Annotated in this window: 7 protein-coding genes; 4 read left to right on the forward strand and 3 right to left on the reverse strand. The window is 61.9% G+C overall.

From position 1 onward, the window contains the following. A partial coding sequence (gene aceF / locus VIM98_RS00930) for a dihydrolipoyllysine-residue acetyltransferase (RefSeq protein WP_331991208.1) occupies positions 1–1,585 on the reverse strand: 1,585 nt, incomplete at its 3' end. 428 nt (positions 1,586–2,013) lie between these two features. On the opposite strand from aceF, the gene VIM98_RS00935 reads away from it, so the two are divergent. Together VIM98_RS00935 and VIM98_RS00940 are read left to right on the forward strand one after the other, a co-directional pair. Next, on the forward strand, positions 2,014–2,898 hold the full coding sequence (locus tag VIM98_RS00935; protein WP_331991209.1) for an ABC transporter ATP-binding protein: 885 nt from the start codon (positions 2,014–2,016) through the stop codon (positions 2,896–2,898). 25 nt (positions 2,899–2,923) lie between these two features. Beyond that, positions 2,924–6,502, forward strand: coding sequence for an ABC transporter permease/M1 family aminopeptidase (locus VIM98_RS00940; protein WP_331991210.1), 3,579 nt, complete (start codon positions 2,924–2,926; stop codon positions 6,500–6,502). A 93-nt stretch (positions 6,503–6,595) separates the two neighbouring features. Here the strand turns inward: VIM98_RS00940 and VIM98_RS00945 are convergent, their stop codons facing one another. Continuing rightward, positions 6,596–7,438, reverse strand: a complete 843-nt coding sequence (locus VIM98_RS00945; RefSeq protein ID WP_331991211.1) for a mechanosensitive ion channel family protein — start codon at positions 7,436–7,438, stop codon at positions 6,596–6,598. A gap of 794 nt (positions 7,439–8,232) precedes the next feature. Further along, positions 8,233–9,036, reverse strand: coding sequence for a DUF2884 family protein (locus tag VIM98_RS00950; RefSeq protein WP_331991212.1), 804 nt, complete (start codon positions 9,034–9,036; stop codon positions 8,233–8,235). Between the two features lie 219 nt (positions 9,037–9,255). Here VIM98_RS00950 and VIM98_RS00955 point away from each other — a divergent pair, with 219 nt between their 5' ends. Both VIM98_RS00955 and VIM98_RS00960 read left to right on the forward strand, forming a co-directional pair. Then, entirely contained in the window at positions 9,256–10,914 is a 1,659-nt protein-coding gene (locus VIM98_RS00955; protein ID WP_331991213.1) for an FAD-binding dehydrogenase, read from the forward strand. Next, on the forward strand, positions 10,911–11,948 hold the full coding sequence (locus tag VIM98_RS00960) for a 2-dehydropantoate 2-reductase (RefSeq protein ID WP_331991214.1): 1,038 nt from the start codon (positions 10,911–10,913) through the stop codon (positions 11,946–11,948). The genes VIM98_RS00955 and VIM98_RS00960 overlap by 4 nt, the downstream gene beginning before the upstream one ends. Positions 11,949–11,961: the final 13 nt, after the last annotated feature.

Here is an 11,961-nt window from a genome sequence, read left to right on the forward strand (position 1 = left end):
GCGGCAGCATCAGCCTCGGCGCGAATTCCTTGCCGTTCCACACCGGCTGCATGCGCGCCTTGGACACGCCAAGGATCGCCACCTCGGGAGCGTTGACGATCGGCGTGAATGCCGTGCCGCCGATGCCGCCGAGCGAGGAGATCGAGAAGCAGCCGCCGGACATATCCGCCGGACCGAGCTTCTTGTCGCGGGCTTTCTTGGAAATCTCGCCCAGTTCGATCGCCAGATCGAGCAGGCCCTTCTTGTCGCAGTCGCGGATCACCGGCACCACCAGGCCATCGGGCGTGTCCACCGCGATGCCGATATGGAAGTACTTCTTGAGGATCAGCTTCTCGCCGCTCTCATCGAGCGAGGCATTGAACTGCGGGAATTTCTTCAGCGCGGCCACCACTGCCTTGATCTGGAACACCAGCGGCGTGATCTTCAGATCCTTGTTCTCTTCGCCGAGCTTCTTGCGGAACGCCTCCAGCTCGGTGATGTCGGCATCTTCGTGCTGGGTGACATGCGGGATCATCGCCCAGTTACGCGCCAAGTTGGCGCCGGAGATCTTCTGGATGCGCGAGAGCTGCTTTTCCTCGATCTCGCCGAACTTGGCGAAATCGACCTTCGGCCACGGCAACAGGTTGAGACCGCCGCCCGCCGCCGGCGCGCTGCCGCCGATCGGACGTGCGCCCGAGGCCAGCGCATGCTTCACGTACGCGGTGATGTCCTCGCGCACGATGCGGCCACTGCGACCCGAACCCTTTACCTGATGTACGTCCACGCCCAGTTCGCGGGCGAAGGAACGAATCGCCGGGCTGGCGTAGGGAGCATCGCCCGGCATGACGATGCCGGCATCGAACGGGGGACGCGCCTGGGGCGGTACATCGCCTTCGGGCGCATTACCGGGCAGCACGCTGCGGCCGCCGATCGGCGCCGGCTTTTCCTGCACCTGCGGCGCTGCAGGAGCAGCGGGCGCCGGTGTCGCCGGAGCCGGTGCGGGCGCGGCAGCGCCATCGGACGATTCGATCAGGGCGATCACATCGCCTTCGGACAGTTCGTCGCCGAGCTTGACCTTCAGTTCCTTCACCACGCCAGCGAACGGTGCAGGCACTTCCATCGTGGCCTTGTCCGACTCCAGGGTAATCAGGCCCTGGTCCTTGGCGACGGTGTCGCCGACCTTGACCAATACCTCGATCACCGGCACGCCCGTGCTGCCGATATCGGGCACTTTCGCCTCGCGCACTGCGCCACCGCCGGCAGGCGCCGGGGCGCTCCTGGCTGGCTCAGCCGCCTTGGCGGGAGCCGGCGCAGGGGCGGGGGCCGGCGCGGGAGCCGCGGCTTGCGGAGCAGGCGCTGCGGCGCCGTCTTCGGCTTCGATGATCGCGATCACCGTGCCTTCGGACACCTCGTCGCCCACCTTCAACTTCACTTCCTTGACCGTACCGGCGAACGGCGCGGGCACCTCCATCGTGGCCTTGTCCGACTCCAGGGTGATCAGACTCTGCTCCTTGGCGACCTTATCGCCCGGCTTGATCATCACCTCGATCACCGGGACATCGGACTGGCCGATATCGGGGACACGCGCTTCTTTCAGGTCGGCCATGATTTCTCCTGCGGAATTCTCATATGGCGCGCCGCCTGGGGATCGACGGCCGCAAGGCCCTACATGATAGCGAACAGGCGGGGGTTCCGGGCGGCTTGGATCGATCTCATCGACCGTATAGCTGCCATTCGACAGCGTAGGGTGGAAGAAAACGGCGAGGTCCGCTGTTTGGTGCTGTGTCGGGAGATGGGAGACGGATAGCGGAGGCCCAAAGATGCGATGTCATGGCTGGTCCCAAGTGCACGAAAGCGCTCTCGAAGCCTGAAAGCCGGCACCGGTCGGTCGGACTTGCGACCCCGCTACCCATCTCCCATCCCAAGGCACGAATGAAATGGCCCTACTCGCCCATGACCTTAAGCGCATGCCGCGTCCCTCGCCCCCTCTTAAGCTGACCCGAATGCCGCGGCCGCGGCCAGCCAGGTGGTGCCATGCTCAACATCCGCGATCTGTCCAAGACATATGCCAATGGAGTCAAGGCGTTACGTGAGGTTTCCTTGGACATTCCGCAGGGCATGTTCGGCCTGTTGGGGCCCAACGGCGCGGGCAAGTCCTCGCTGATGCGCACCATCGCCACCTTGCAGGACCCGGACGAAGGCAGCGTCACCTTGAACGGCCAGGACCTGCTGACCGACAAGCAAGCCACCCGCCGCCTGCTCGGTTATCTACCGCAGGAATTCGGCGTGTACCCAAAGGTGGCCGCCGACGCGATGCTCGACCACTTCGCTGTACTCAAGGGCGTGACAAACAAACGCGAAAGACGCGAACTCGTCGAATCGCTGTTGCGTCAAGTCAACCTGTGGGATGTGCGCAAACGCAAGCTCGGCACCTTTTCGGGAGGCATGCGCCAGCGCTTCGGCATCGCGCAGGCATTGATCGGCGATCCGCGCCTGGTGATCGTCGACGAGCCGACCGCCGGTCTCGATCCGGAAGAGCGCAATCGCTTTCTCAACCTGCTGGCGGAAATCGGCGAGCGCGTCGTGGTGATCCTGTCCACGCACATCGTCGAAGACGTGACCGATCTGTGCCCGCGCATGGCGATCATCGGCCAGGGTCAGGTGCTGCTCCATGGCGAGCCGAAAGAAACCATCCGTGCACTCGAAGGGCGCGTCTGGCGTCGCTCGATCGACAAGTCCGAGCTCGACGGTTATCGCGCTCGCATGAACATTCTCTCCACCCGCCTTACCGGTGGCCGCACGCAGATCCATGTGCTGGCCGACAGCTCGCCGGGCGAAGGCTTCGACACCGTATCGCCCGACCTCGAAGACGTCTATTTCGGCGAGCTGCGCAAGCAAGCCTCGGCCAAGACCGCCTGACGACGCCACGACAAGGACGCATTCGATGCTCTGGGAAATTTTCCGCTTCGAGCTACGCCAGCAGCTGAAAGCACCGCTGTTCTGGATTATCGCGCTGGCCTTCGGCACGATCGCCTTCATGATTGCCAGTACCGACGCGGTGATCATTGCAGGTGCCAGTGGCAACGTGCTGCGTAACGCACCCATGGTCATCGTCAGGCTGCTGGGCACCCTCTCGGTCTTGAGCATGTTCCTGGTGACCGCTTTCGTGGTCACCGCCGCATTGCGCGATTTCGATATGCGCACATCGGAGCTGGTCTTCACTACACCAGTCAGCCGTGGCGCCTATCTTGGCGGCCGCTTCGCCGCGGGCTACGTGACCACTGTGTGCGTCATGCTGTTCTGCGTGATCGGCATCATGCTGGGCGGTGTGATGCCCTGGGTCGATTCGGCGCGATTCGGAGCTTTCAGCTTCGCCGGCTACGGCTGGGGTATGGGCGTGATCGTGCTGCCGGATATGCTGCTGCTATCGGGCCTGTTCTTTTTGCTGGCGGTCATGACGCGCTCGCTGCTGGCGACGTACATCGGCGTTATCGCCTTCTTCGTGCTGTTTGTCGTCTCCGGCCGCCTGACCCAGGATGTCAACAACCATACCGTCGCTGCGCTGATCGATCCCTTCGCCGTACGTACCATCGGCCTGGCGACGCGCTACTGGTCCGCCGATCAGTTCAATCATCAACTGCCGCCGCTCGATGGCTTGTTGCTTCTCAATCGTGCCATCTGGTCCGGCGTCGGACTGGGGTTGTTCGGCATTGCTTTACGTTTGTTCCGCGCCGATCGCGAAGGCGTGCAATTGCCGCGTCGCGTGAAATCGCGCAGCGAACCTCCTGCCCTGGCAGGCAAGAGCGGCGAAATCAGCCTGCCTAAGGTGCCGCTGCGCGACGATACGCGCGCGCATCTGACCCAGTTAGGCAAGCTTTTCGCCTTCGATACGAAAAGCGTGCTGACCGGCGCACCTTTTCTGATCATGCTGGCATTGGGCATCGCCAACCTGGTGCCTTCGCTGATCTTCAGCGGACAGATCTACGGCACCTCCACCTATCCGGTCACCCAGCAGGTCACGACGATCACCGCCAGCGCCTATCACTGGCTGCTCTACATCATCGTTACTTTCTACGCCGGCGAACTGGTATGGCGCGAGCGCAGCCTGCGTACCGCCGAAGTGAGCGATACTTACCCCCTGCCCGACTGGATACCACTACTGGCCAAGCTGCTGGCGCTGATCGTGGTCATCGCCGTCTTCCTGGGCATCGGCGTGCTGATCGATATGCTGTGGCAGGTCAGCAATGGCTTTTTCCACCTGGAGCCGGGACTTTACGCCAGCCAGCTAGCGCTTAGCGCAACGCCTCCCTTGCTGCTGGCGGCGCTCGCGTTGTTCCTGCAAGTGATGTCGAACAACAAGTTCTTCGGCTACTTGCTGACGATCCTCTGGTTCGTCTGGATCATCGGCGCCGGCCTGCTGCATTGGGACCACAATCTCTATACGTATGCTGCGCGGCCGGATGCTTCTTATTCGGATATGAACGGCTATGGCCGCTACCTGAAGGGCACTTTGTGGTTCACGCTTTACTGGAGCTGCTGCGCCGCGGCGTTGCTTGTCACAGCTGCCTTGTTCTGGGTGCGTGGCACAGACCAGACCTGGCGTCATCGTGTACGTGAAGCCCGCCGGAGGCTACGCGCCCCGATGAAGGCGGCCCTGTTCGCCTGCATCGGCGCCTTCGTCCTCAGTGGTGCATGGATCTTCTACAACACGAATGTTCTCAACACCTACAAGAACGGCGAAGAGACTAAGCGCGAGCACGCCGAGTACGAAAAGCGTTACGCCAAATACAAGGATATTCCGCAGCCACGCATCGCCGCGATGAAATCCGATGTGGACATCTATCCGGACCAGAAGCTGGTCATGCGCGTGCACTACACATTAGTCAACCGGCATGACAAACCGATCAGCGACCTTCACGTCAATACCAATAATCGGTTCACGCTGACATCGCTCGAGTTTGCGCCGCACGACACGGTCATCCAGGACAAGGAGCTTGGCTACACCATCTATCGCTTGAAGACACCGCTTGCACCGGGCGCATCGATGAGTTTCGATTTTTCGATGGAGTATGCACCCAAAGGCTTTACCAACGAGCCGGAAGGTCACTTCCTGGCTGCCAATGGCACCTTCGTCAACAGCGGCGTGCTACCGAGCTTTGGCTATCAGGACAGCGAACAAATCACCGACCGCAACGATCGCCGCAAGTACGGGCTATCGACCGAGGTACCGCGCATGCCCAAGCTGGGCGACGAGAAAGCTCGCGCCAATACCTATATCGCCAACGATGCGGACTGGCTGGACTTCGATACCACGGTTTCCACTTCGGCCGACCAGATCGCTTTGGCGCCGGGCTACCTGCAAAAGGAATGGACCGCCAACGGCCGACGCTATTTCCACTACGTGATGGATAAGCCGATGCTGCCTTTCGCGGCGTGGCTATCTGCGCGTTACGCAGTCAAGCGCGACACCTGGAACGGCACGGCTATAGAGGTTTACTACAACCCGGTGCACAGCTGGAACGTCGACCGGATGATCCAGGGCGTGAAGGATTCGCTGGCTTATTACGACGCGCATTACACGCCGTACCAGTTCCGGCAGATACGCATCCTGGAGTTTCCGAACTACGCCAGCATCGCCCAGTCGTTCGCCAATACCATCCCCTTCTCCGAATCGATCGGCTTTATTGCCGACCTGCGCGATTCGTCCAAGATCGACTACCCCTACTACGTCACCGCGCACGAAGTGGCCCACCAGTGGTGGGCGCATCAGGTGATCGGTGCCAACATGCAGGGCTCGACCATGATGAGCGAATCGCTGGCGCAGTATTCCGCGCTGATGGTGATGGAGCATCGCTACGGCGCCAATCAGATGCGCAAGTTCCTCAAGTACGAGCTGGATCAATACCTATCCAGCCGCGCGGGGGAAACCGTGGCCGAGGAACCGCTGGCGAAAGTGGAGAACCAGCAGTACATCCACTATCGCAAGGGCTCGCTGATCTTTTACGCGCTGAAGGATTACATCGGCGAGGATACGTTCAACGGCATGCTCAAGCGCTTCCTCGAGGCCAAGCAGTACCAGCAACCGCCGTACACGACTTCGCAGGAGTTCATGGATATGCTGACTGCGTCGGTCGATCCGAAGTGGAAGCCGATGCTGGACGACTTCTTCTGGAAGATCACGCTATACGACGACCGCATGACCTCGGCTACCGCGCGCAAGTTGCCAAATGGCAAGTATGAGGTGACGATGAAGGTACATGCCGGGAAGGTGTATGTGAACGGGACTGGCAAGGAAACCGATGCCAATCCGGATATTCCTGTCGACATCGGAGTATTTGCCGCCTCGCCTGGCAAGGGCCAGGAAGGCAAGCCGTTGTTCATGGAAAAGCGGATGGTGCCTAAGGGCGATAGCACGATTACCGTCACTGTCGATGGGTTGCCTGCAGAAGCGGGCATCGATCCGTACAACAAGTTGATCGATCGGGTGTCCGGCGATAATCGACAGGCGGTGAGTTTGCAGTAAGGACCAAGAGCCCCCTCATCCAACCCTCTGCCCTGGATTTTCCCAGGGGGAGTATTGGGCTGAGGGAGCAGCCTTACAACGCGCGCAGCTTCATTAACTGCCGCGCTCGTCCCCCATGACAGCTACTCCCTGCACCACGCGCAGTTCCCGCTGCGGGAAGGGGATAGTGATGCCCTCGGCGAGGAAGCGCTCTTTCACCTTGCGCAACATATCCGTTTGCACCGCCCAGAACTCATCCGTGCGCACAAAGGCGCGAATCAGCAAGGTCACCGAGCTGTCGGCAAGCGCCTCGGTAAACACACCCGGCGCCGGGCTCTTGAGGATTCGCTCGTCGGCCTGGAACAGAGCGTCCACCAGTGCCATCGCCTTACCGATATCGTCGTCGTAACCGATGCCGACCCTGAGCTCGAAACGGCGCGTGCCGCGACGATTGAAATTGATGATCGCATCGCTGCCGACTTTCGCATTCGGTACTACCGCCTCGCGGTTATCCGCCAACACCAGAACGGTATGCATCAGGTTGATGCTCTCCACCGTACCGTCGATGCCACCAGCACGAATGAAATCGCCGACGCGGAACGGACGAAACAGAATCAGCAACACGCCCCAAGCCAAGTTGCTCAACGAGCCCTGTAACGACAGCCCGATCGCCAAACTGGCCGCGCCCAGGGCGGCTGCCATCGGCGCAAACGGCACGCCGGCCTTCGTCAACGCCGCCACGATCAACATGGCGATCAAGGCGCCATGGGCCAGATTGCGCAGGAAGCCGATCAAGGTCGGGTCGAAGCGCGCACGCGTCATCGCGCGGCTGGCAAAGTTGGTGACGCGCCCGGCCGCCCACAGACCCACGACCAGAATGACCAGCGCGGCAACCAGGTTGAGAATCAGCGCAATGCTGCTCTCGGAAAGATCGAGGCGCTTGAGATAGTCGTGCATACGTCTTTCGTTCCGGACGGGGAAAACACAGGTAAGCCTACCATTTGCGACGACCGGTGCTGTCAGGAATGGGGCCACACTTCGGTAGGGCCCCACTCCCTTTTCGCTGATTCGTCGCGCTGACCGTCAGGCGCTTCGGCCCTCCCCACGGCTTAGCGCCCGGTCTCGTTCGCCCAGGATCGAGAGCACCGTGTTCAAGCCCCCGATGACCCGGTCTTCGAGGTGAAAGCATTGACAGCCACCTTCCTGACGCCGCCGTCGGGCGGCCAGGGCCTGGGCGAGTACCTCCACGACGGCCATCGTTGCGCGAACGACATCGTCGCGGTTCGATTCTGCAGGAGGGTTCACGGGGAAGAGACCAGAAATGGCCCCACGGTAAAACTTGGGGCGAGCGCATGCCGTATCATCGGCGGTAGCCATGACAACTCCTTGTAAGTTGATTTGTGGTCAGCGGGTCGCTTGGGGGTCCAGCCCATGCGATCCGCGCTTTCACTGCCTTCGCAGCACTGTCGTTCGTCGAACCGCTTGTCCAGCCAGCGACGAACGACAGTTCACACAGTGGCATAAATCGCCGCAAATTTCAGTAGGCGAAACAGCGCGTTAGCTGCGATATGAATTCATGACGTGCAGTACTTTTTCGCACAAGACACGTAACGCACGAAATATACGCACAAAAAAAACCGCGCCCGCCGGGGAGAAGAGTGGCGGAGCGCGGCGATGGATCGACGCTGTGAGGAGACGTGGATCCTCGGTACAACCGCGGCTTGGGGTGCCGCTTATACTTCGTGGGGTTCTTAGGATTTGGCTATGACCTTGCGGCGATGATCCGGATCGGCCGCCATCAGGCGCAAGGCCGAACCATCCTGCAAGCGGAACGTAAATGAATTCTGCAGCGTATCGAGCGAGTTCAGGCGCGGGCACAAGGCCTCGGCGTCCTTTCCGAGCTTCTCGGCGCGCGCATTGACTTCTTTGTCGAGCGCCGCATCGAGCGAATTGGCTCGCGCTTCAAGCGCGCTGATCTTGCTCTGGTCGCCGCTCAGCGCCGCCGACACCGCACCGCTAGTGACACTGCCGACCAATTCGGCAACCGCGGTACCGACGCCTTCTTCGACCGTGTTCTGCAACTCCTGCTGCCTCCATACGCCACTGGAGATGCCCTGATCGATCTCGCGCATGGCAGACGCGCGCTTGGCATTGATCTTGTCCAGCATGTGCCTGCGGTCGGCCGGATCTTCGGAGAAGGTCGCGGCCACGGTGGTGACCGCATCGAAACCGATATCCAGGCCCTCGCGGGCGATGCGCGCCACTTCGGGCAGCAAGGCGCGTACCTGTGTCTCGTATTCGCGCAGCCGTTCGGCGTCTGCGCTGGAAACCTTGAGCGCATGACCATCGACCTCGATCCCGCCGTCGTGCATGAAAACGTGCTTGGCGGGGGCATTATCGCGGTCGAAGGCAATGCCTTCGGCAGTGATGTGTACCCCGTAGTCGGTGCGATAGCCGCAGCTATCGTCGTTGCTGAAGTGAAAATCCAGCGCCTGCGCCTGCCAGGCGCAACCCAGCCCCAAGGCCAACACCATCATGCTCGCTTTCGTGCGCATACTGTCCTTATCTCCCCGTGAAACTTCAGGTGCCGGCCATCGGCCCCTTTGCACCGCTTTCGATGCAGTATCCGGCCACTAGGTTTAATCCGCAGGCCGTCCGGAACATGGGCCAGGCGTCATGAGGTGCCATCGGTCATGGGCCTTGTTGCACCGCCGATAGTCAAACGAGCGTTCGGCACGCTACCGTCCTCCGGGGACAACCGCAGGAAGGCACGCATGGCCGAGTCGTTCGACATCATCGTGGTGGGAGCCGGCCTGGGCGGGCTGGTCGCGGCGACCGAGGCGACCGCCCTGGGCAAGCGCGTGCTCGTGCTGGACCAGGAGCCGGAGCAGAGCCTGGGCGGGCAAGCGCACTGGTCGTTCGGCGGCCTGTTCTTTGTCGACTCGCCCGAGCAACGCCGCATGGGCGTACGCGATTCGCACGCGCTGGCACTCGCCGACTGGATGGGCACAGCGGCCTTCGATCGCCCTGAGGATCACTGGCCGCGCCGCTGGGCCGAGGCTTATGTGGATTTCGCGGCCAGCGAGAAACGGCGCTGGCTCTATGACATGGGCATGCGCTGGTTTCCGGTGGTCGGCTGGGCCGAGCGTGGTGGACATGGCTCGGTGGGGCACGGCAATTCCGTGCCGCGTTTTCACGTCACCTGGGGGACGGGGCCCGGTGTACTCGAGCCGTTCTTGCAGCGCGCTCGCGAAGCGCAGGCGAGCGGCCGGCTGCAGTTCGGCTTTCGCCATCGCGTGGATGCGTTGATCGTCGAGGCCGGCACCGTCATCGGCGTTAGCGGCACTGTGCTGGCCGCCGACACGACCGAACGCGGCAAGCCGAGTTCACGCGATGTCGTCGGCGATTTCGAATGGCGTGCGCAAGCAGTGGTTCTCGCTTCCGGCGGCATCGGCGCGAATCACGATCTGGTACGCAAGTATTGGCCCGAGCGGCTCGGTACAGCGCCCGCGCACATGTTGTCCGGCGTACCGGCACACGTCGACGGGCGCATGCTCGATATCGCCGAGACGGCAGGCGCACAGCTGATCAATCGCGATCGCATGTGGCACTACGTCGAGGGCATCGAAAACTGGAATCCTATCTGGCCGCGGCATGCAATCCGCATCCTCCCCGGACCGTCATCCCTATGGTTCGACGCGACTGGCAAGCGCTTGCCGGGTCCGTTCTGGCCCGGCTTCGATACGCTCGGCACCTTGGAGTACCTGCGTGGCACCGGCTATGACTACAGCTGGTTTATTCTCGACCAGCAGATTATCCGCAAGGAATTCGCGCTATCGGGCTCGGAGCAGAACCCCGATCTCACGGGCAAGAGCTGGCGCCAGGTAGCCAAACGCGCGGTGGGCAAGCATGCGCCCGCCCCCGTCGAGGCGTTCAAGCGACACGGTCGCGATTTCATCGTACGCGACACGCTCGACGAGCTGGTGGCGGCCATGAATCGACTCAGCGGCGATGCCCTGCTGGATGCCGCCGCGCTGCGTCGCGAAATCGAAGCACGCGACCTGCAACTGGATAATCCTTATGCCAAGGACGGGCAGATCATGGCGATCCACAACGCACGCCGATACCGGGGCGACAAGCTGGTGCGCGTGGCCAAGCCGCATCGCATCCTCGATCCGGCCAACGGGCCATTGATCGCCGTGCGGCTCAATATTCTTACGCGCAAGACGCTCGGCGGTTTGCATACCGATTTGCAGGCACGCGTGCTGGCATCCTCCAGCGCCCCGTTGCCTGGGCTCTACGCCGCGGGCGAGGCTGCCGGCTTCGGCGGGGGCGGCGTACACGGCTACCGTGCACTCGAAGGCAGCTTCCTCGGCGGCTGCTTGTTCTCCGGCCGCATCGCCGGGCGCGCGGCGGCAGCGGCGATCGTATGACCGCACCGGGACGCATCGTCGTCTACGGTGCGGGCAATATCGGCCTGTACCTCGGCGGTCGTCTGCTCGAGCATGCATCGGTACGCTTCATCGGGCGTCCATCGCTGGCCGTGGCCTTGGCCGAACACGGCCTTTCGCTCAGCGACTGGCAAGGCTGGCAACAGCATAGCGCTGCCGACAAGGTGGATTTTCACATCGCCCCCGATGCAGCCGCCGACGCCACGCTGGTCCTGGTCTGCGTCAAATCGGTGGCCACCGATTCGGTAGCCCGCGAGCTGGCGCGAGTATTAGCGCCAGGTTGCGTGGTGCTGAGCTGCCAGAACGGGCTGGATAACACCAGTCGCCTACACGCGGCGTTGCCGCAGCAGACGGTGTTAGCCGGCATGGTGCCGTTCAATGTCTTGCGTGGCATGCCGATGTCCTTGCATCAAGGTTCCGGCGGCGAGCTGATGGCCGAGAATCACCCTGCCCTGGCGGCCTATACGCCAACCTTCGAGCAAGCCGGTCTACCGCTACGGCTACGCAATGACATGGATGCCGTATTGCGCGCCAAGCTGCTGTTCAACCTCAACAACGCCATCAATGCGCTGTCGGATCTGCCGTTGAAGCAGGAGCTTTCGCATCGCGATTGGCGCCGTTGTCTGGCTATCGTGCAGCGCGAAGCCTTGCACGTGTTTCGCACCGCGAAGATGCCGGTAGCCAGGCTCACGCCCTTGCCTGCTACGTGGCTACCGCATGTACTGGAATTGCCCGATGCGCTGTTCCTGACACTCGCGCCAAAGATTTTGGCGATCGATCCGAAAGCGCGTTCGTCCACGTGGGAAGATCTGCGGACGGGTCGGCCGACAGAAGTGGATGCGTTGCAGGGCGCGGTGGTTACGCTGGCGCGCGAATACGGCGTAGATGCACCGGTTAATGCCTGTTTGCAGCGATGGGTGCATGAGGCTGAAAAGGCGTATGTGCCATGGAATGCAGCCGCTCTTCTGGAGACCCTGCATGCTGCGCAAACGTCTCCGGACACCGCTAGCCGGTAAGAGCGACAAACAA

Origin of the sequence: Dyella sp. (assembly GCF_036568765.1) — a bacterium.
Lineage (GTDB): Bacteria > Pseudomonadota > Gammaproteobacteria > Xanthomonadales > Rhodanobacteraceae > GSA-30.

Bases quoted from the DNA above. Each gene is read 5' to 3' on its own strand.
- VIM98_RS00935 (WP_331991209.1), top strand. From the start codon at position 2,014: ATGCTCAACATCCGCGATCTGTCCAAGACATATGCCAATGGAGTCAAG.
- VIM98_RS00940 (WP_331991210.1), top strand. From the start codon at position 2,924: ATGCTCTGGGAAATTTTCCGCTTCGAGCTACGCCAGCAGCTGAAAGCA.
- VIM98_RS00945 (WP_331991211.1), bottom strand. From the start codon at position 7,438: ATGCACGACTATCTCAAGCGCCTCGATCTTTCCGAGAGCAGCATTGCG.
- VIM98_RS00950 (WP_331991212.1), bottom strand. From the start codon at position 9,036: ATGCGCACGAAAGCGAGCATGATGGTGTTGGCCTTGGGGCTGGGTTGC.
- VIM98_RS00955 (WP_331991213.1), top strand. From the start codon at position 9,256: ATGGCCGAGTCGTTCGACATCATCGTGGTGGGAGCCGGCCTGGGCGGG.
- VIM98_RS00960 (WP_331991214.1), top strand. From the start codon at position 10,911: ATGACCGCACCGGGACGCATCGTCGTCTACGGTGCGGGCAATATCGGC.